The organism is Pseudomonas sp. L-22-4S-12 (assembly GCF_009799935.1).
Lineage (GTDB): Bacteria > Pseudomonadota > Gammaproteobacteria > Pseudomonadales > Pseudomonadaceae > Aquipseudomonas.
The window spans coordinates 108,414-129,283 of the sequence record NZ_WELL01000010.1 but is presented as its reverse complement, the minus strand read 5'-3'; the positions used below and the strand labels follow the sequence as shown (position 1 = coordinate 129,283).

Sequence of the window (20,870 nt, the reverse complement as noted above, 5' to 3'; positions counted from 1 at the left end):
GCATGCGCGGCGCAGAGGGCGCTCTGCCCGCCGGATGGGCGCGACGACTATCCCTTGAATTTTTTCCCTGCGTCCACATCTGGGTGCTTGAGGGGCGCCGAACTCGGGCCCCGGTCAATCCACTCGCTGAGATTCAGGAGACATGTCATGAGCACTGCTTTTTCCATGGCCCCGCTGCTGCGTCAATCGGTCGGTTTCGACCGTTTCAACGACCTGTTCGAATCGGCCCTGCGCAGTAACGAGACCGGCAGTTCCTACCCGCCCTACAACGTCGAGAAACATGGCGACGACCACTACCGCATCGTGGTGGCGGCGGCCGGGTTCCACGAAGAGGACCTGGAGCTGCAGGTCGAGCGCGGGGTGCTGAGCGTGAGCGGCGGCAAGCGCGAGCGCGGCGCGGAAGACGTGGTCTATCTGCACCAGGGCATCGCCCAGCGCGGCTTCAAGCTGTCGTTCCGCCTGGCCGACCATATCGAGGTACAGGCCGCCAGCCTGCGCAACGGCCTGCTGCACATCGACCTGCTGCGCGTGGTGCCGGAAGAGGCCAAGGCCAAGCGCATTCCGATCAATGCGCCGCAGCCGGCCTTGAACGGCTGACCTCGTCGCCGCTGCTGCGCAGCGGCGGTCTGCATAGGCCGCCGAACCATGCACAAGGGCGCCGTATGGCGCCCTTGTGCATTTGCCTATTGGCCGGGCTTTCAGCGGCAAGGCCCTGGCCGGCCTAGGCCTTGAGCGCCTGTTCGCGGTTGAGCCCGAGCAGCTGGCGGAATCCGGGCAGCGCCAGCGGCTTGCTGAACAGGTAGCCCTGGTACAGGTGGCAACCCTGCTGCAGGAGGAAGTCCAGCTGTTCCTGCTGCTCGACACCCTCGGCGATCATCTGCAGGTTCAGGCTGCGCGCCATGGCGACGATGGCGCGGATGATTTCCGCATCGTTGGGGTCGCTGGTGGCGTCGCGCACGAACGACTGGTCGATCTTCAGTACGTCCACCGGCAGGCGCTTGAGGTAGGTCAGCGAGCTGTAGCCGGTGCCGAAGTCATCCATGGCGAAGCTGACGCCGAGCTTCTTCAGCTGGTGCATCTTGGCGATGGTGTCATCCAGGTTCTGGATCACGATGCCTTCGGTGATCTCCAGCTTGAGCATCGACGCCGGCAGGGCGCTGCTCTTCAGGCTGAGTTCGACCAGTTCGACGAAGTTGTGCTGGCGGAATTGCCGCGGGCTGATGTTCACGCACAGCTGGAAGCGGGCGGGGTCGAGCAGGCCGTCGCGCAGCTGGCGGGCGCAGGCGTGGCAGGCTTCGCTGAGTACCCAGGTGCCGGCTTCGAGGATCAGCCCGCTTTCCTCCAGGACCTGGATGAACTGGCTCGGCGACTGCGGGCCGAGGGTCGGGTGGGTCCAGCGCAGCAGGGCCTCGGCGCCGATGATGCGGTTGTTGCGGGCGTCCACCTGGGGCTGGAAGTGCAGCTCGAACTCGCCGCGGGCCAGGGCCAGGCGCAGGTCGTTCTCCAGGCGCAGGCGCTCGCTGGCGGCATCCTGCATGGCTTTGCGGAACACCTGCACGGTGTTGCGCCCGGAGTCCTTGGCCCGGTACAGGGCGATGTCGGCGCGCTTGAGCAGGTCGGTCGGGTTGTCGCCGTGCTCGGGCAGCAGGGCGATGCCGATGCTCGGCGTGACCTGCAGGCGATGGCCGTCCAGGTGCATGGGTTCGCCGAGCAGCTGGCGCAGTTTGTCCGCGACCTGGCGCACCTGCTGGCGGACCTGGTTGCGGGTGCCTTCCAGGCCGGACAGCAGCACCACGAACTCGTCGCCGCCCAGGCGCGCCACCGTGTCTTCCTGGCGCACGCTGGCGCTCAGGCGCGCGGTCACCAGCTTGAGCACGGCATCGCCGACCGGGTGGCCGAGCGAGTCGTTGATGTGCTTGAAGTGATCGAGGTCGAGGAACAGCAGTGCGCCATGCAGGTTGTGGCGCTTGAGCAGGGCGATTTGCTGGGTCAGGCGGTCCATCAGCATGGCGCGGTTGGGCAGGTTGGTCAGCGGGTCGTGGTAGGCCAGGTGATGGATCTGCGCCTGGGCATCCTTCAGCTCGCTGATGTCGCGGGCGGTGAGCAGCAGGCAGGGGATGTCGTCGAGCTCGATGGGCTCCACCGAGACCTCGACCAGGCGGACATGGCCGTCGCGGTGCTGGCCGTGCATTTCCAGGTGGTAGGCGCGGCCTTCGCGCTTGATCGTCTCGACCATCATGACCCGCTCCTGCGGGTCGGCCCAGACGCTCAGTTCGGTGGCGCTGCGGCCGATGACCTCGTCGGCCCGGTAGCCGGTCAGGCGGCAGAAGCCCTCGTTGACCTCGATATAGCGCCCGCTGTCGCGTTCGGTGATGGTGATGGCGTCCGGGCTGGAGTGGAAGGCCTTGGCGAACTTGTCCTGGCTGGCCTTGAGCGCGGCCTCGCTCTTCTGCCACTCGCTGATGTCGCGAAAGGTGGTGGTGATGCACAGCTGCCGTTCGACGCGGATGAAGCGGCTGGACAGTACGCAGGTCAGCTCGCGGCCGTCCTTGGTGTGGAAGCGCGCCACCTCGTTGTTCAGGCCCTGGTCGCGGGTCAGCTGGCGGAACAGCTCCTGGCGCCGCGCCGGGTCGGCCCAGAACTTCAGCTCCTCGGCGTTCTGCCCGACGATTTGTGCCGGTTGCCAGCCGAAGGTCTGGCTGAAGCTGGGGTTGATCTCGATGAACACGCCGTCGCGGATGCGCGACACGCAGATCGGCTCCGGGCTGCTCTGGAACAGGGTGGCGAACTTTTCCTCGGAGGCGGCCAGGCGCTGTTCGCGCTGCACCCGTTCGCTGATGTCGATGAGGATGCCGGCCATGCGCAGGGGCTGGTCCCGGGCGTCGCGGTAGAGCTTGGCGGTGCTTTCCAGGTAGTGCAGTTCGCCGTTGGCGAAGCGCGTGCGGTAGGTGATCTGGTAGTCGGTGCGGGTGCCGTCGAGCAGTTCCAGGTAGGCCTGGCGCATGCGGTGGCGGTCCTGCAGGGGCACGTGGCTGAAGAATGCGGTGAAATCGCCGTGGTAGGGCGTGTCGGCCAGCCCGTGCAGGGCCGCGGCACGCGCCGAGCCGTACAGGGTGTCGCTGGGGATATGCCATTCCCAGGTGCCCAGGCTGGCGGACTCGAGGGCCAGGGTCAGGCGTTCCTGGCTGTCGCGCAGGGCCTGCTCCTGGGCGCGCTCGTGGCTGATGTCGCGCACGGTGAGGACCAGGCACGGCTTGCCGTCCAGTTCGATCTCGCCGCCGAAGATCAGGTTGCGGCTGGGCTGGCCGCCGCGGTCGAGCAGTTCGACTTCCAGGTTCTGGCAGCTGCCGTCGTGCTGCATGGCGTCGATCAGGCGCTGGCGATCGCCGGGGCTTTTCCAGATGCCCAGCTGCAGCGAGCTGCGGCCGATGGCTTCGTCCTTGCTCCAGCCGAAGCGCTGCTCGAAGGCCGGGTTGACTTCGATGAAGATGCCGCTGGCCTTGTCGGTGATGACGATGGCGTCCGGGGTCTGGCGGAAGGCCTTGGCGAACTTTTCCTCGCTGGCGCGCAGGGCGGTGGCGGCCTGCTTGTCCTCGGTGGTGTCGAGGAAGGTGCTGAGCAGGTAGGCCTGCTTGTCGATCTCGATGTACTGGCTGTTCAGCACGCCATGCAGTTGCCGGCCATCGCGGCTGTTCAGGCGTACGTGCTGGATCACCGGCTCCCGGCTGTGCCAGGCCTTGGCCCGCAGTTCGTCGCGCTGGCGCAGGTCGCCCCACAGGTTGAGTTCGAGGGTGGTGCGGCCGACGATCTCGCTGGCATTCCAGCCGAACAGCTTCTCGAAGTGCGGGTTGACCTCGACGATCCGGCTGTCGTCGGCGCGGATCAGCAGGAGCACGTCGGGAATCATGTGGAACAGGATGGAAAAGCGCTGTTCCGACTGGCTCAGGGCGACTGTGCGTTCCTGCTGTTCGGTGATGTCGCGGATCACCCCGAATACCCGCTTGCTGCCGTCGCTGTCGAGCTGCTGGCGGCCGCTGATCTCCAGCCAGTGCAGGCTGCCGTCGGGCCAGCGGATGCGGTGGCGCAGCGGCTCGGCGGCAGGTGTGCCGGCGAGCACCTGGCGGAACAGGCGCAGCACGCCGGGGCGGTCTTCTTCCGGGATCAGGTCGATGTAGTCGACGCGCTGGCGCAGGGGGTGGCTGGAGTCGATGCCGAACAGCGCCTGGGCGCCGCGTGACCAACTGACCTGGCCGCTGTCGGTGTCCCAGTACCAGGCGCCCAGGTGCGCGCCGTTCAGCGCGGCGAGCAGGCGCGGCGCGTCTTGCCAGGTCTTCTCGACTTCGGCGGGGTCCAGCGCCGGGATGAACGGCAGGGGGGGCGTTGGCTTGGGCGATTTGGGCATGGCGGGCTCGTTTGGCGCATGCGTGCCGCCGTCACCGTCCGGCAACTGGCGTGGCTGATGCATGCGAGGGGCCTTTCTTATCGTTATGGGTCCACGTTAGCCTCACTCCAGGCCTCTAGGCAAGGCCTGCGCGGGCTGCCGGAGCGCGTCTGTGACGGGGTTGCCGCGCGGCTAGTGGGGCAGGGCTGCGCCGGGCTGGGTGCGCTGTTCGTCGAGCAGGCTCATGAAGGCCTTGGCCGCATTCGACAGGGTGCGTTCGGTATGCAGGATGTAGCCGAGCTGGCGGCTCAGCTGGATGCCGGGCAGCGGCAGGCGGGTGACCTGCTCGTCGAGCATGGTGCGCGGCAGCACGCTCCAGGCCAGGCCGATGGAGACCATCATCTTGATGGTTTCCAGGTAGTTGGTGCTCATGCCGATGTTCGGCGTCAGCCCTTCGGCCTCGAACAGGCGGCGCACGATATGGTGGGTGAAGGTGTTGTCGCCGGGAAACACCGCCGGGTGCCGGGCCACATCGGCCAGGCGGACCGCGCCGCCGTTGCGCACCAGCGGGTGCTCGGGGGCGGCGACGAAGTCCAGTGGGTCGTCCCACACCGCTACGGCGCGCACCGGCTCGCGGGTTTCCGGGGCCAGGGTGATCACCGCCAGTTCGGCGCGACCGTGGAGGATCTCCTCGTAGGCCACTTCCGAGTCGAGGAACTGGATGTCCAGCGCCACCTGCGGGTGGGCGCGGGTGAAGGCGCGCAGCAGGGGCGGCAGGCGGTGCAGGCCGATGTGGTGGCTGGTGGCCAGGGTCAGGCGGCCGGTGACCTCGCCATTGAGGTTGGTCAGCGCGCGGCGGGTGTCGTCCAGCACGTTGAGGATCTGGTAGGCGCGCGGCAGCAGGGCGCGGCCGGCTTCGGTGAGGCTGACTTCGCGGCCCAGGCGGTCGAACAGGCGCACCTTGAGCTGCTGTTCCAGGCCGGCGATGCGCTTGCTCACCGCCGGCTGGGTCAGGTGCAGGCGTTCGGCGGCCTCGGAGAAGCTGCCGGCTTCGGCGATGGCGAGAAAGGCGTTGAGGTTGGCGAGGTCCATGCTGTAGCTCCGGGCCGCGGATGGCGAGTGACGGGCGGCGCGGTTGCGCGCGGCATATAGAAGCAAGCTTATAGCGCAGCGCATTCCGACAAGGAATGCTTTGGATAAAAATTATGAATTGGAGTTATTCGTTGCCAGCCCCTAGGATCGCCACATGGGTAGAAGGGCCATAGACCCTACGCCCCCCAAACCGCTGATGAGGATTGCTCCGATGGCCGGCAAAACGCTGTACGACAAGCTCTGGGACATGCATGAGGTGAAGCGCCGCGACGATGGTTCGTCGCTGATCTACATCGACCGGCAGATCCTCCACGAAGTGACCTCGCCGCAGGCCTTCGAAGGGCTGCGTCTGGCCGGGCGCAAGCCCTGGCGAGTGGACGCCAATATCGCCACCCCGGACCACAACGTGCCGACCACCAAGGCCGAGCGCCAGGGCGGCCTGGAAGCCATCGCCGACGAGGTGTCGCGCATCCAGGTGCAGACCCTCGACGAGAACTGCGACGACTTCGGCATCCTCGAATTCAAGATGAACGACAGCCGCCAGGGCATCGTTCACGTGGTCGGCCCGGAGCAGGGCGCCACCCTGCCGGGCATGACCGTGGTCTGCGGCGACTCGCACACCTCCACCCACGGAGCCTTCGGCGCCCTGGCCCACGGCATCGGCACCTCCGAGGTCGAGCACGTGCTCGCCACCCAGTGCCTGGTGGCCAAGAAGATGAAGAACATGCAGGTGCGCGTCGAGGGCCAGCTGCCTGCCGGCGTCACCGCCAAGGACATCGTCCTCGCGGTGATCGGCAAGATCGGCACCGCTGGTGGCAACGGCCATGCCCTGGAGTTCGCCGGCAGCGCGATTCGCGAGCTGTCCCTGGAAGGGCGCATGACCATCTGCAACATGTCCATCGAAGCCGGTGCCCGCGTCGGCCTGGTGGCGGTGGACGAGAAGACCGTCGAATACGTCAAGGGCCGTCCGTTCGCGCCCAAAGGCAGCGACTGGGACAAGGCCGTGGCCGCCTGGGCCGACCTAGTGTCCGATGCCGATGCGCACTTCGACACCGTGGTTGAGCTGGATGCCGCCGAGATCAAGCCGCAGGTCAGCTGGGGCACTTCGCCGGAAATGGTCCTGGCCGTCGACCAGCGCGTGCCGGACCCGGCCGCCGAGGCCGATCCGGTCAAGCGCGACTCCATCGTCCGCGCCTTGAAATACATGGGCCTGACCGCCAACCAGGCGATCACCGATATCCGGCTGGATCGCGTGTTCATCGGCTCCTGCACCAACTCGCGGATCGAGGACCTGCGCGCCGCCGCCGAGGTGGCCAAGGGCCGCAAGGTCGCCGGCAGCGTCAAGCAGGCGCTGGTGGTGCCGGGCTCCGGCCTGGTCAAGGCGCAGGCCGAGGCCGAAGGGCTGGACAAGATCTTCATCGAGGCCGGTTTCGAATGGCGTGAACCGGGCTGCTCCATGTGCCTGGCGATGAACCCGGACAAGCTGGGCAGCGGTGAGCATTGCGCCTCCACCTCCAACCGCAACTTCGAAGGCCGCCAGGGCGCCGGCGGGCGTACCCACCTGGTCAGCCCGGCCATGGCCGCCGCCGCCGCGGTGACTGGTCATTTCATCGATGTACGCGAACTGATGCAGGCCTGAGGAGACGGAATATGAAAGCGTTCACCCAACACACCGGCCTCGTTGCGCCGCTCGACCGCGCCAACGTCGACACCGACCAGATCATCCCCAAGCAGTTCCTCAAGTCGATCAAGCGCAGCGGCTTCGGCCCCAACCTGTTCGACGAGTGGCGCTACCTGGATGTCGGCCAGCCGAACCAGGACAGCTCGGGCCGTCCGATCAATAAGGACTTCGTGCTGAACTTCCCGCGTTATAAGGGTGCCAGCGTGCTGCTGGCGCGCGAGAACTTCGGCTGCGGTTCGAGTCGCGAGCACGCGCCCTGGGCGCTGGAAGAGTACGGTTTCCGCACCATCATCGCGCCGAGCTTCGCCGACATCTTCTTCAACAACAGCTTCAAGAACGGCCTGTTGCCGATCATCCTCAAGGAGGATGAGGTCGACGCGCTGTTCCAGCAGGCCGAGGCCACCGAGGGTTACCAGCTGACCGTGGACCTGGCGGCGCAGACCGTGACCCGCCCGGACGGCGTGCAGTACCGGTTCGAGGTCGACGCCTTCCGCAAGCACTGCCTGCTCAACGGTCTGGACGATATCGGCCTGACCCTGCAGGACAGTGATGCGATCAAGGCCTTCGAGGCCAAACACCAGCAGAGCAGCCCCTGGCTGTTCGGCGCGATCAAGTGATGTAGGGTGGGTTAGGCCGCAGGCCGTAACCCGCCGGACAGAGGTTCGGTGACGAAAATGCCGGGCCTTGCTGAATAAATGAGGAATGCAATGAGCAAGCAGATTCTGATTCTCCCCGGCGACGGTATCGGCCCGGAAATCATGGCCGAGGCGGTCAAGGTGCTGCAGTTGGCCAACGACAAGTACAGCCTGGGCTTCGAGCTGAGCTTCGATGAGCTGGGTGGCGCTGCCGTCGACAAGTACGGCGTGCCGCTGGCCGACGAGACCCTGGCGCGCGCGCGCGCCGCCGATGCCATCCTGCTCGGCGCCGTCGGCGGGCCGAAGTGGGACAAGATCGAGCCGGCCCTGCGCCCGGAGCGCGGCCTGCTGAAGATCCGTTCGCAGCTGGGGCTGTTCGCCAACCTGCGCCCGGCCATCCTCTACCCGCAGCTGGCCGAGGCCTCGTCGCTGAAGCCGGAAGTGGTCGCCGGCCTGGACATCCTCATCGTCCGTGAGCTGACCGGCGGCATCTACTTCGGCCAGCCGCGCGAAAGCAAGGTGCTGGAAAACGGCGAGCGCATGGCCTACGACACCCTGCCGTACAGCGAGAGCGAGATCCGCCGCATCGCCCAGGTCGGTTTCGACATGGCCCGCGTGCGCGGCAACAAGCTGTGCTCGGTGGACAAGGCCAACGTGCTGGCCTCCAGCCAGCTGTGGCGCGCCGTGGTCGAAGAAGTGGCCAAGGACTACCCGGACGTCGAGCTGAGCCATATGTATGTGGACAACGCCGCCATGCAGCTGGTGCGCGCGCCCAAGCAGTTCGACGTGATGGTCACCGACAACATGTTCGGCGACATCCTGTCGGATGAGGCTTCCATGCTCACCGGTTCCATCGGCATGCTGCCGTCCGCCTCGCTGGACGCCAGCAACAAGGGTATGTACGAGCCGTGCCACGGCTCGGCGCCGGACATCGCCGGGCAGGGCATCGCCAACCCGCTGGCGACCATCCTCTCGGTGTCGATGATGCTGCGCTACAGCTTCAATCAGGCCGCCGCGGCCGATGCCATCGAGCTGGCCGTGAGCAAGGTGCTGGATCAGGGCCTGCGCACCGGCGACATCTTCTCCGCGGGCATGACCAAAGTCGGTACTGCCGGCATGGGTGATGCGGTAGTCGAAGCGCTGCGTAGTCTGTAATCTTTCAACCCCTCCGGGACTGCCCGGCGGGTTGTATATAAAGGTGTAGTCGTTATGAAACGTGTAGGTCTGATCGGTTGGCGCGGTATGGTCGGTTCCGTGCTCATGCAGCGCATGCTGGAAGAGCGTGACTTCGACCTGATCGAGCCGGTGTTCTTCACCACCTCCAATGTCGGCGGCCAGGGCCCGGCCGTGGGCAAGGACATTGCTCCGCTGAAGGATGCCTACAGCATCGACGAGCTGAAAAGCCTCGACGTGATCCTCACCTGCCAGGGTGGCGACTACACCAGCGAAGTCTTCCCCAAGCTGCGCGAAGCCGGCTGGCAGGGCTACTGGATCGATGCGGCCTCCAGCCTGCGCATGGCCGATGACGCGGTGATTGTGCTGGACCCGGTCAACCGCAAGGTCATCGACCAGTCGCTGGATGCCGGCACCAAGAACTACATCGGCGGCAACTGCACCGTCAGCCTGATGCTGATGGCCCTGGGCGGCCTGTACGAAGCCGGTCTGGTCGAGTGGATGAGCGCCATGACCTACCAGGCTGCGAGCGGCGCCGGGGCGCAGAACATGCGCGAGCTGATCAAGCAGATGGGTGCGATCAACGCCTCGGTGGCCGATGACCTGGCCAATCCGGCCAGCGCCATTCTCGACATCGACCGCAAGGTCGCCGAGGCCATGCGTGGCGAAGGCTTCCCCACCGACCAGTTCGGCGTGCCGCTGGCCGGCAGCCTGATCCCCTACATCGACAAGGAACTGCCGAACGGGCAGAGCCGCGAAGAGTGGAAGGGCCAGGCCGAGACCAACAAGATCCTCGGGCGCAACAAGAGCCCGATCCCGGTCGACGGCCTGTGCGTGCGCATCGGCGCCATGCGTTGCCACAGCCAGGCGTTGACCATCAAGCTGAACAAGGATGTGCCGCTGGCCGATATCGAAGGCCTGATCAGCCAGCACAACCCCTGGGTCAAGCTGGTGCCGAACCAGCGTGAAGCCAGCATGCGCGAGCTGACGCCGACCGCCGTCACCGGCACCCTCAGCGTGCCGGTCGGGCGCCTGCGCAAGCTCAACATGGGCTCGCAGTACCTCGGCGCCTTCACCGTCGGCGACCAGCTGCTGTGGGGCGCGGCCGAGCCGCTGCGACGCATGCTGCGCATCCTGCTGGAGCGTTAAGCAACAAGGGCCGGTCAACACCGGCCCTTGTTCATTGTGGGCGGCAAATTGCCTGTACGGGCGGCGCCGGTTAGAGTGCCGTCCATTCGCTTCTCTGGGTAAGGCCTGCTGATGTCCAAGCTTTTCGATATCGCCGTGATCGGTGCCACCGGCACGGTCGGTGAAACCCTGGTGCAACTGCTCGAAGAGCGCGCCTTTCCGCTGGCCAGCCTGCATCTGCTGGCCGGTAGCGCCTCGGCAGGGCAGTCGGTGCCATTCAAGGGCAAGAACCTGCGGGTGCGCGAGCTGGCCGATTTCGACTTCGCCAAGGTGCAGCTGGTGTTCTTCTGTGCGGGCGCGTCCGTCACCCAGGCCTATGCGGCGAAGGCCCAGGGTGCCGGTTGCACGGTGATCGACCTGAGCGGCGCGCTGCCCCTGCAGCAGGCGCCGCGCCTGGTGCCGGAGGCCAATGCCGAGCTGCTGGCCGGGCTGCAGGCGCCTTTTCTGCTGAGCAGTCCGCAGCCGCTGGTGGTGGCCTTGGCGCTGGTGCTGGCACCGTTGCGGGCCGCGCTGGCGCTGCAGAAGATCAACGTGATGGCGGCCCAGGCGGTATCCAGCCAGGGGCGCGAGGGGGTTGCCGAGCTGGCCCGACAGACCACCGAACTGCTCAATATGCGTCCGCTGGAGTCCAGGGTGTTCGACCGGCAGATCGCCTTCAACCTGCTGGCCCAGGTCGGCGGGCTGGAGGAAGAGGGCGGTCACGCGCTGCTGGAGCGCCAGCTGGCCGAGGAGCTGAAGCAGGTGCTGGCGCTGCCGGAGCTGCGCGTCGCGGCCACCTGCGTGCAGGCGCCGGTGTTCTTCGGTGATAGCCTGGCCGTTTCGCTGCAGGCCGCCGAAACCGTGGATCTTGCCCAGGTCGCCCGGCTGCTGGAGGCGCAGGGCGGCATCGAGCTGGTCGAGGCCGGCGATTATCCGAGCGTGGTCGGCGACGCCGTGGGGCAGGACGAGGTGTATGTGGGGCGTCTGCGCACGGGGCTGGATGATCCGGCCGAACTCAATTTGTGGATTGCGTCTGATAATGTGCGAAAAGGCTCCGCGCTAAATGCTGTGCAAATAGGCGAGTTATTGATAAAACACTATCTGTAAAAGATACTTAGCCCCAAATTTGAAGAATCTTTCTAGCTTGGCAATACTGGTTTGGCTGTTCGCTGACGGGGAACCGCTGTAGGCGGGTGCAGGCAGTGACCTTCAAAATCCTCTCGATTATCGAGAAAAAAAGATAAAACAAGGGATTACGCTATGGTTCGGGTTCGCAAACTGGTGCTGGCAATCGCCGCTGCTTCGGCGCTGACCTCCGGTACGGCGCATGCGCTTGGGCTGGGGGAAGTTACCCTCAAGTCCTCGCTGAGCCAGCCGTTGGTGGCGGAAATCGATTTGCTCGAGGTGCGCGATCTCGGCACTGCCGAGGTGATTCCGGCATTGGCGTCCCCGGAGGAGTTCAACAAGGCTGGCGTCGATCGCCAGTACTTCCTGACCGACCTCAAGTTCACGCCGGTGATCAAGCCCAACGGCAAGAGCGTGATCCGCATCACCTCCAGCAAGCCGGTGAACGAGCCCTACCTGAATTTCCTGGTGGAAGTGCTGTGGCCCAACGGTCGCCTGCTGCGTGAATACACCCTGCTGCTCGATCCGCCGCTCTACTCGCCGCAACCGGTAGTGGCTGCGGCCCCGCGCCTGCCGGTCGCCGCGCCGGTGTCGGCTCCGGCGCCCCGCCCGCAGGCGGCCGCGCCGACCCCGCGTCCGGTCGCTCCGTCTGCGGCTCCGGTCGCCAGCCGACCAGCCGCACCGGCCAGCGCGCCCAGCCAGCTCCAGGGTAACGAATACAAGACCACCTCCAGCGATACGCTGTGGGAAATCGCCCAGCGCACCCGCCAGGGCGGCTCCGTGCACCAGGCCATGCTGGCGATCCAGGAACTCAACCCGGGTGCCTTCGTCGACGGCAACATCAATCGACTGAAGAGTGGCCAGGTGCTGCGCCTGCCCGATGATCAGCAGATCAAGAGCCGCAGCCAGGCCGAGGCCATCGCCCAGGTGACCGCGCAGAATACCGCCTGGCGCGAAGGCCGCAGCCTGGCCAGCGCCGGTTCGCGTCAGCTGGATGCGACCAAGCGTTCCGAGGCCGGCGCCGCGCCAGCCAAGGCCGAAAGCAAGGACAGCCTGAAGCTGGTGGCCGCCGAGAGCGGCAAGTCGGCCGGTGGCAGCGAGAAGGGCGCCGGCGACAGCAAGGCGCTCAACGACCAGCTGGCCGTGACCAAGGAAAGCCTGGACTCCACTCGTCGTGAAAACGAAGAGCTGAAGGGGCGCATGACCGATCTGCAGAGCCAGCTGGACAAACTGCAGAAGCTGATCGCCCTGAAGGACGATCAACTGGCCAAGCTGCAATCCGATCTGGCCAGCCAGCCGGCAGCCGCTCCGGCTGCACCGGCGCAGCCTGCCGCGCCGGTAGAGACCAAGCCGCAAGCAGTCGAGCCTGCCGCAACCAAGCCGGTTGAAGTCAAGCCGGTTGAAGCCAAACCGGCTGAGGCGCCGGTCGCACCGGCTCCGGTGGCGGAAGCCGCGAAGCCGGCCGCCCCCGACTACAACTACAGCGAAGAGCCGGCCGCCAAGGTCGAGGCGCCCAAGCCCGCAGTCGCCGCCCCTGCGCCGGCTGCTCCGGCCAAGCCTGCGGCGCCCGCCAAACCGGCTCCGGTCGTGGCAGCCGAGCCGCAGCCGAGCAGCTTCATCGATGACCTGCTGGCCAATCCGATGCTGCTCGGCGCCGTTGGCGGCGGTGCGCTGCTGGCGCTGCTGGTCGGCCTGATGGTGCTGTCGCGGCGCAATGCGATGAAGGAAGCCGAGCTGCAGAACAGCCTGGCCAGCGACGATCTGGGCAGCACCTTCGAAGCCGATCTGGACATGCCGCAAGACAGCTTCGCCGACCTGGGCGATGCTTCTGCGCAAACCGTGGTGCGCGAGCAGGAGCGTGTTGCTCCGCAGACCGCCGATGCCCTGGGTGAGGCGGATATCTACATCGCCTACGGCAAGTTCAGCCAGGCCGCCGAGCTGCTGCTGAACGCGATCAACGACGAGCCGCAGCGCGCCGATCTGCGCCTGAAACTGATGGAAGTCTATGCCGAGCTAGGCGACCGCGACGGTTTTGCCCGCCAGGATCAGGAGCTGCGTGAGATCGGTGGCGCTGCCGCCAATGTCGACCAGCTCAAGGCCAAGTACCCGGCCATGATCGCGGCAGCCGCTGGCAGCATGGCGGCGCTGGATGACATGGACTCCTTCAGCCTCGACGATCTGACCCTGGACGAGCCTTCCGCTCCGGCCAAGGGTGCCGATCTGGATGACGCCTTCGACCTGAGCCTGGATGAACTGGAAAGCGACCTGCAGGATGCGCCCAAGCTGGCCGATGCCGACCTGGATGCCCTGAGCTTCGACGCCCCGGTTGCCGAGTCCAGTGCGGCCGCTGACCTGGACTTCGATCTGGACCTCGGCGCCGACAGCACGGCTGACGCGCTGGAGTTGGGCGACGATCTGGCCGACTTCAGCCTGGATCTGCCAGTCGACAGCAAGCCGAGCGAGCTGGCCGATGACGACTTCATGCTCAGCCTGGAAGACGAGCCGGCGGTGTCGCTGAGCTCTGCTCCGGTCGAAGCCGAACTGGATATGTCGGCCGATTTCGATCTGTCGCTAGCCGATGAGCCGGCTGCGAGCGCGCCTGCCGCCGACAGTTTTGCCGCGCAGCTGGATGAAGTCAGCACCGAACTGGAGCAACTGGGCGGCGGTCTGGATGACGACCTGCTTGCCGACGACCTGGCCTTTGCCCCTGCGCAAGAGCCGGCCGCAGCCGCAGGACTGGATATGGACGACGATTTCGACTTCCTTTCGGGAACCGATGAGACCGCGACCAAGCTGGATCTGGCGCGGGCCTATATCGACATGGGCGACACCGAAGGTGCTCGCGATATCCTCGACGAAGTAGTCGCCGAAGGTAATGAAGGTCAGCAGCAGGAAGCGCGCGAGCTGATCGGTAAACTGGTCTGATACATGTCTGAAGCAGTACCAACAGCGGCAGCCGATTCGGCTGCCGTTGGCGTTTCCAGGATTGCCTTGGGCGTCGAATACCGGGGCTCGCGTTATCGCGGCTTCCAGCGCCAGCGCGCCGGGGTGCCGTCGATTCAGGAGAGCCTGGAAAAGGCCCTGTCCAAGGTCGCCGGCGGCGCGCCGGTGGTCCTGAGCTGCGCCGGTCGCACCGATGCGCTGGTGCATGCCAGCGGTCAGGTGGTGCATTTCGACACGAGTGTCGAGCGCACCATGCATTCCTGGGTGATGGGCGCCAACCTCAACTTGCCGGCGGATATCAGCGTCACCTGGGCCAAGGCCATGCCGCCCGACTTCGATGCACGCTTCAGTGCCATGGCGCGGCGCTACCGCTACGTGATCTACAACGACCAGATCCGCCCGGCGCACATGGCCGAAGAGGTGACCTGGAACCACCGGCCGCTGGATGTCGAACGCATGCGCGCCGCGGCGCGTTACCTGATCGGCACCCATGACTTCAGTGCCTTTCGTGCGCGCCAGTGTCAGGCCAAGTCGCCGATCAAGACGGTGCATCACCTGGAGCTGCTCGAGCATGGGCGCTTCATCGTGCTGGATATCCGCGCCAATGCCTTTCTCCATCACATGGTGCGCAACTTCGCCGGGGTACTGATGACCATTGGTGCCGGCGAGCGGCCGGTGGAGTGGGTGGCCGAGGTGCTGGAAAGCCGCGTGCGCCGCACCGGCGGGGTGACCGCCCATCCTTACGGCCTGTACCTGGTGCAGGTGGAGTACCCGGCGCAGTTCGACCTGCCGCAGCGCTACCTGGGGCCGCACTTCCTCTCCGGCTTGCCGGATGTGATGGCGGGCGCATAAGCGCTCGCGATGGCGCGAAAAACCCTCAACAGCGCCCGAGGCCTTTTGCTACCATCGTTTTTTCCCTACAAGGTGCTTCTACTTGTCAGCCGTTCGCAGCAAAATTTGTGGCATCACCCGGGTCGAGGATGCGCTTGCCGCAGCCGCAGCGGGTGCCGATGCCATCGGTCTGGTGTTCTACGCCAAGAGCCCGCGCGCGGTCAGCGTGGCGCAGGCGCGGCAGATCATCGCGGCCTTGCCGCCTTTTGTGACGACGGTGGGCCTGTTCGTCGATGCCGGGCGCGACGAACTGCGGCAGATCCTGGCGCAGGTGCCCCTGGATCTCCTGCAGTTCCACGGCGATGAGTGCGCCGAACAGTGCGAGGGGCACGGCAGGCCCTATATCAAGGCGTTGCGGGTCAAGGCCGGTGACGATGTGGCGGCGCAGGTGGCCCGTTATCCGGGGGCTGCCGGTGTACTGCTGGATACCTTCGTCGAAGGCGTTCCCGGCGGTACGGGCCTGGCGTTCGACTGGTCGCTGGTGCCGGCTGGCTTGTCCAAGCCGGTGATCCTGGCCGGTGGCCTGACGCCGGAGAGTGTCGCGGCGGCGATTGCTCGTGTGCGCCCTTATGCGGTGGATGTCAGTGGCGGCGTGGAGTCGGCCAAGGGCATCAAGGATGCGGACAAGGTCAGGGCTTTTATTCGTGCGGCGCAGGGTGGCTGATGTGACGGGCCGGCAGTGCCTGCCGTCCATAAGCAGTCTTTGAATTGTCCCGCAGGGTCCGCTTCGGCTGGGTTTGGCGGGCCGCGAGTATGAGTTTGCCGGGATTGTAGAGTCGTCCCGGGTCAGCTACGGAGAGTGAGCATGAGCAACTGGTTGAGAGAAAAACTGATCCCTTCGATCATGCGTTCCGAGGTCAAGAAGAGCTCGGTGCCGGAAGGCCTGTGGCACAAGTGTCCGTCCTGCGACGCCGTGCTGTATCGCCCCGAGCTGGAAAAGACCGAGGATGTTTGCCCCAAGTGCAACCATCACATGCGTATCGATGCGCGCAGCCGCCTGGACATCTTCCTCGATCCGGAGGGGCGCGAGGAGATCGGTGCCGAGCTGGAGCCGGTCGATCGCCTGAAGTTTCGTGACAGCAAGAAGTACAAGGATCGCCTGAGCGCCGCGCAGAAGGATACCGGCGAGAAGGATGCGCTGGTGTCCATGAGCGGTACGCTGCTCGGCATGCCGATCGTGACCTGCGCCTTCGAGTTCAGCTTCATGGGCGGCTCCATGGGCGCCATCGTCGGCGAGCGCTTCGTGCGTGCCGCCAACGTCGCCCTGGAAAAACGCTGCCCGCTGGTGTGCTTCGCCGCTTCCGGCGGCGCACGCATGCAGGAGGCGCTGATTTCGCTGATGCAGATGGCCAAGACCTCCGCCGTGCTGGCGCGCCTGCGCGAGGAGGGCATTCCCTTCATCTCCGTGCTGACCGACCCGGTCTACGGTGGGGTTTCCGCCAGCCTGGCCATGCTCGGTGATGTGATCGTCGCCGAACCGCGCGCGCTGATCGGCTTCGCCGGCCCGCGGGTGATCGAGCAGACCGTGCGCGAGAAACTGCCGGAAGGCTTCCAGCGCAGCGAGTTCCTCCTCGAACACGGCGCCATCGACATGATCATTCACCGCCAGGAACTGCGCCCGCGTCTGGCCCGCCTGCTGGCGCAACTGCAGCACCTGCCGGCTCCCGCCCTGGCCCAGGTTCCGGCCACGGCATGAGTGAGCGCACCCTCGCCGACTGGCTCGCCTACCTCGAGCAGCTGCACCCCAGTGCCATCGACATGGGCCTGGAGCGCTGCCAGCAGGTGCTCGAGCGACTCGGCCTGGGGCCGCTCGCGCCGCGGGTGATCACGGTTACCGGCACCAACGGCAAGGGTTCCACCTGTGCTTTCCTGGCCTCGCTGCTGCAGCAGCAAGGCCTGCGCGTCGGGGTTTACAGCTCTCCGCACCTGCTGCGCTACAACGAGCGGGTACAGATCGCCGGCCAGCAGGCCGACGATGCCGCCCTGTGCGCGGCCTTCGCCGCGGTCGAGGCCGCGCGCGGCGAGATTTCCCTGACCTACTTCGAGATGGGCACCCTGGCGGCATTCTGGCTGTTCGAACGTGCCGGCCTGGATGCGCTGGTGCTGGAGGTCGGCCTGGGCGGACGGCTGGATGCGGTCAATCTGATCGACGCCGACCTGGCGCTGATCACCAGCATCGGCATCGATCACGCCGACTGGCTGGGCGATAGCCGTGAGTCGGTGGCCTTCGAAAAGGCCGGCATCCTGCGCCAGGGCAAGCCTGCGCTGTGCGGCGACCTCGATCCGCCGCGGCCGCTGCTGGAGCGGGTGGCCGCGCTCGATTGTCCGTTCTTCCTGCGCGGGCGCGACTATGACCTCGCCATTGGCGAGCAGGGCTGGCATTGGTGGGGGCTGAATGCGGCCGGCACCGTGCTGGAGCTGCACGACCTGCCGCTGCTCGATCTGCCCATGGAAAATGCGGCCCTGGCCCTGCAGGCCTATGCCCAGCTGGATCTGCCCTGGCAGGCCGAGGATATCCGCGCCGCCTTGCTGAGTACCCGGGTCACCGGTCGCCTGGATCGTCGCCAGCTGCACTGGCAGGGCAAGACCCTGCAGCTGCTGCTGGATGTCGGGCATAACCCGCATGCGGCCGATTACCTGGCCTCCCGCCTGGCGGCACGCCCGCCGCTGGGGCGGCGCCTGGCGGTGTTCGGCCTGTTGCAGGACAAGGATCTGGCCGGGGTGCTGAAACCGTTGCTGGGTGAAGTGCAGGGCTGGGCGGTGGCGCCGCTGCCGAGCCCGCGCAGCCGGCCTTCCGGTGAGCTGCAGGCGGCTTTGGCCAATCTGGGTGCCGGCGCGCTTGCCTGCGACAGTGTTGCCGAGGCATTGTTGGCACAGTGCCGACAGGCTACGGCCGAAGATGAGATTCTCGTGTTCGGGTCTTTCTATTGTGTGGCCGAGGCCCTGGAATGGCTGGGGCAACAGGCGGAGGCGGGTAATGGCTGTGCTGGATAAGGGGCTGAAGCAGCGAATCGTCGGGGCGCTGGTGCTGGTGGCGCTGGCGGTGATCTTCCTGCCGATGCTGTTTTCCCGTGAGGACGAGCTGCGCCAGGTGGTGGTGGATGCGCCCGCCATGCCGCAGGCCCCGGCGATCCCCGAGGTGGCGCTGGACCCGGTCGAGGTGCCGCAGCCGATTGCCGAGGAACAGGTGCCGCCGGTCGAGCCGCTGGATGTACCCGAGGTCGCCGAAGCGCCGCCAGCAGCCGCACCGGCTGCCGTGGCATTGGTCGAGCCGAGCCAGCCCGCGGCACCGGCAGAGCCGGCACGCCTGGATGCCAGCAGCCTGCCGGTCAGCTGGTCGGTGCAGCTGGCCAGCCTGTCCAGCCGCAGCGGCGCCGAAGAACTGCAGAAGAAGCTGCGCAGCCAGGGTTACAACGCCTATGTGCGCACGTTCGAAGGGATGAACCGGGTGTTCGTCGGGCCGCTGGTCGAGCGCGCCGAAGCCGATCGCCTGCGCGACCAGCTCAATCGCCAGCAGAAGCTCAACGGCTTCGTCGTGCGTTTTCAGCCGGAAAGCAACTGATTGCGCCGGCCTTGCGCGAGGCCGGGCCGCGGCTGCGCAAAGCCGACTTACCCGATGGGGCTTGGCTCTGTTAAAATCCGCCGCCTTTCCCGTCTGTAGGCAGCATCGTGGCATTCACTTGGGTCGATTGGGCGATCATCGCCGTCATCGCCATTTCCAGTTTGATCAGCCTCAAGCGCGGTTTCTTCAAGGAAGCCCTGTCGCTGCTGACCTGGATCATCGCCGGTGTGGTCGCCTGGATGTTCGGCGGCGCCCTGTCGCAGCACCTCACGGAATTCATCGAAACCCCGTCGATGCGGGTTATCGCCGCCTGCGCCATGCTGTTCATCGCCACCCTGCTGGTCGGTGCGCTGGTCAATTTCCTGATCGGTGAGCTGATCCGGGTCACCGGGCTGTCGGGCACCGACCGTTTTCTCGGCATGGTCTTCGGCGCAGCGCGCGGGGCCCTGCTGGTGGTGGTACTGGTCGGGCTGGTCAGCCTGGCGCCGGTGCAACAGGACAAATGGTGGCAGCAGTCGAGTCTGATGCCGCATTTTCTGATGGTGGCGGACTGGTCGAAGAACCTGATTCTCAGTCTGTCCAGTCAGTGGTTGGCGAGCGGTATCAGCGCGCCGGCCGATCTGCCGTTCAAAGAGGTACTGGTGCAGCCCAAGCTGCCCGAGAGCCTGTAGATTTAGCCTGATCCACAACGTAGGGGTTGCGTCACATGTGTGGCATTGTCGGTATTGTCGGTAAGTCCAACGTCAACCAGTCGCTGTATGACGCGCTGACCGTCCTCCAGCATCGCGGCCAGGACGCTGCCGGTATCGTGACCAGCCATGGCGGCCGGTTGTTTCTGCGCAAGGACAACGGCCTGGTACGGGACGTGTTCCAGCAGCGCCACATGCAGCGCCTGGTCGGCCAGATCGGCATCGGCCACGTGCGCTACCCGACCGCGGGCAGCTCCAGTTCCGCCGAGGCGCAGCCGTTCTACGTCAACTCGCCCTACGGCATCACCCTGGCGCACAACGGCAACCTGACCAACGTCGAGCAGCTGTCGCGCGAGATCTACGAATCGGACCTGCGCCACGTCAACACCAACTCCGACTCGGAAGTGCTGCTCAACGTGTTCGCCCATGAGCTGGCCGTGCGCGGCAAGCTGCAGCCGACCGAGGAAGACGTGTTCGCCGCGGTCAGCGGTGTGCATGCGCGTTGCAAGGGTGGCTATGCGGTGGTGGCGATGATCACCGGCTACGGCATCGTCGGCTTCCGCGACCCCTATGCGATCCGTCCGATCGTCTTCGGCCATCGCCACACCGACAACGGCGTGGAATACATGATCGCCTCCGAGAGCGTGGCCCTCGACGTGCTCGGCTTCACCCTGATCCGTGACCTGGCCCCGGGCGAGGCGGTGTACATCACCGAAGACGGCCACCTGCACACCCGCCAGTGCGCGGAAAACCCGCAGCTGTCGCCGTGCATCTTCGAGCACGTCTACCTGGCCCGCCCGGACTCGCTGATGGACGGCGTGTCGGTGTACAAGGCGCGCCTGCGCATGGGCGAGAAACTGGCCGAGAAGATCCAGCGCGAGCGCCCGGATCACGACATCGACGTGGTCATCCCGATTCCGGACACCAGCCGCACCTCGGCGCTAGAGCTGGCCAACCACCTGGGCGTGAAGTTCCGCGAAGGCTTCGTCAAGAACCGCTACATCGGTCGCACCTTCATCATGCCCGGCCAGGCCGCGCGCAAGAAGTCGGTACGGCAGAAGCTCAACGCCATCGAGCTGGAGTTCCGCGGCAAGAACGTGATGCTGGTGGACGACTCCATCGTCCGCGGCACCACTTGTAAGCAGATCATCCAGATGGCCCGCGAAGCCGGGGCGAAGAACGTGTACTTCTGCTCGGCGGCGCCGGCCGTGCGCTACCCGAACGTCTACGGCATCGACATGCCCAGCCCGCACGAGCTGATCGCCCATGGCCGCAGCACCGAGCAGGTGGCCGAGCTGATCGGCGCCGACTGGCTGGTGTATCAGGATCTCGAAGACCTGAAGGACGCGGTCGGCGGCGGCAAGGTCAAGATCGAGCATTTCGACTGCGCGGTGTTCGACGGCCAGTACGTCACCGGCGACGTCAACGAGGCCTACCTGAACAAGATCGAGCAGGCGCGCAACGACGCCAGCAAGGCCACCGCCGAGGCGGTCAGCGCGATCATCGATCTGCACAACGACTGAGGGCGAGC

General features: G+C 66.0%; 16 protein-coding genes. 14 read left to right on the top strand and 2 right to left on the bottom strand.

Annotated elements, in window-relative coordinates; genetic code table 11:
• Positions 1–147 precede the first annotated feature (147 nt).
• The gene (locus tag F3I16_RS19360) at positions 148–597 is read left to right on the top strand and encodes an Hsp20 family protein (RefSeq protein ID WP_160495161.1); all 450 of its coding nucleotides are present in this window, start codon (positions 148–150) and stop codon (positions 595–597) included.
• Positions 598–721: 124 nt separating this feature from the next.
• Here F3I16_RS19360 and F3I16_RS19355 read toward each other — a convergent pair whose 3' ends face one another.
• Both F3I16_RS19355 and F3I16_RS19350 read right to left on the bottom strand, forming a co-directional pair.
• Entirely contained in the window at positions 722–4,402 is a 3,681-nt protein-coding gene (locus tag F3I16_RS19355; protein WP_160495160.1) for a PAS domain S-box protein, read from the bottom strand.
• Positions 4,403–4,573: 171 nt separating this feature from the next.
• A complete protein-coding gene (locus F3I16_RS19350) occupies positions 4,574–5,473 on the bottom strand; it encodes a LysR family transcriptional regulator (protein ID WP_160495159.1) in 900 nt (299 codons plus the stop codon).
• A 211-nt stretch (positions 5,474–5,684) separates the two neighbouring features.
• Here F3I16_RS19350 and leuC point away from each other — a divergent pair, with 211 nt between their 5' ends.
• The 13 genes from leuC to purF all read left to right on the top strand — a co-directional run bounded on the left by leuC (position 5,685) and on the right by purF (position 20,862).
• On the top strand, positions 5,685–7,112 hold the full coding sequence (gene leuC / locus F3I16_RS19345) for a 3-isopropylmalate dehydratase large subunit (protein WP_160495158.1): 1,428 nt from the start codon (positions 5,685–5,687) through the stop codon (positions 7,110–7,112).
• An 11-nt stretch (positions 7,113–7,123) separates the two neighbouring features.
• Positions 7,124–7,771 carry a 3-isopropylmalate dehydratase small subunit gene (gene leuD, locus F3I16_RS19340; RefSeq protein ID WP_160495157.1) on the top strand — a complete coding sequence of 216 codons (648 nt, stop codon included), beginning with the start codon at positions 7,124–7,126 and terminating at the stop codon, positions 7,769–7,771.
• Positions 7,772–7,861: 90 nt separating this feature from the next.
• Complete coding sequence (gene leuB, locus F3I16_RS19335; RefSeq protein WP_160495156.1) at positions 7,862–8,944, top strand: 3-isopropylmalate dehydrogenase; 1,083 nt, start codon at positions 7,862–7,864, stop codon at positions 8,942–8,944.
• Between the two features lie 54 nt (positions 8,945–8,998).
• On the top strand, positions 8,999–10,111 hold the full coding sequence (asd, locus tag F3I16_RS19330) for an aspartate-semialdehyde dehydrogenase (RefSeq protein WP_160495155.1): 1,113 nt from the start codon (positions 8,999–9,001) through the stop codon (positions 10,109–10,111).
• Positions 10,112–10,222: 111 nt separating this feature from the next.
• Positions 10,223–11,236, top strand: a complete 1,014-nt coding sequence (locus F3I16_RS19325; protein ID WP_160495154.1) for an aspartate-semialdehyde dehydrogenase — start codon at positions 10,223–10,225, stop codon at positions 11,234–11,236.
• A gap of 153 nt (positions 11,237–11,389) precedes the next feature.
• Positions 11,390–14,179 (top strand): FimV family protein, encoded by a 2,790-nt coding sequence (locus F3I16_RS19320; RefSeq protein WP_160495153.1) that lies wholly within the window; start codon positions 11,390–11,392, stop codon positions 14,177–14,179.
• Between the two features lie 3 nt (positions 14,180–14,182).
• Complete coding sequence (truA, locus tag F3I16_RS19315; protein WP_160495152.1) at positions 14,183–15,049, top strand: tRNA pseudouridine(38-40) synthase TruA; 867 nt, start codon at positions 14,183–14,185, stop codon at positions 15,047–15,049.
• Positions 15,050–15,131: 82 nt separating this feature from the next.
• Positions 15,132–15,752 (top strand): phosphoribosylanthranilate isomerase, encoded by a 621-nt coding sequence (locus F3I16_RS19310; RefSeq protein ID WP_160495151.1) that lies wholly within the window; start codon positions 15,132–15,134, stop codon positions 15,750–15,752.
• Positions 15,753–15,893: 141 nt separating this feature from the next.
• The gene (gene accD, locus F3I16_RS19305) at positions 15,894–16,784 is read left to right on the top strand and encodes an acetyl-CoA carboxylase, carboxyltransferase subunit beta (protein WP_160490816.1); all 891 of its coding nucleotides are present in this window, start codon (positions 15,894–15,896) and stop codon (positions 16,782–16,784) included.
• Positions 16,781–18,082, top strand: coding sequence for a bifunctional tetrahydrofolate synthase/dihydrofolate synthase (folC, locus tag F3I16_RS19300; protein ID WP_160495150.1), 1,302 nt, complete (start codon positions 16,781–16,783; stop codon positions 18,080–18,082). The genes accD and folC overlap by 4 nt, the downstream gene beginning before the upstream one ends.
• Positions 18,066–18,650, top strand: coding sequence for an SPOR domain-containing protein (locus tag F3I16_RS19295; protein WP_160495149.1), 585 nt, complete (start codon positions 18,066–18,068; stop codon positions 18,648–18,650). The genes folC and F3I16_RS19295 overlap by 17 nt, the downstream gene beginning before the upstream one ends.
• A 107-nt stretch (positions 18,651–18,757) precedes the next feature.
• Complete coding sequence (locus F3I16_RS19290; RefSeq protein ID WP_160490819.1) at positions 18,758–19,321, top strand: CvpA family protein; 564 nt, start codon at positions 18,758–18,760, stop codon at positions 19,319–19,321.
• Positions 19,322–19,356: 35 nt separating this feature from the next.
• Positions 19,357–20,862 carry an amidophosphoribosyltransferase gene (gene purF, locus F3I16_RS19285; protein WP_160495148.1) on the top strand — a complete coding sequence of 502 codons (1,506 nt, stop codon included), beginning with the start codon at positions 19,357–19,359 and terminating at the stop codon, positions 20,860–20,862.
• Positions 20,863–20,870: the final 8 nt, after the last annotated feature.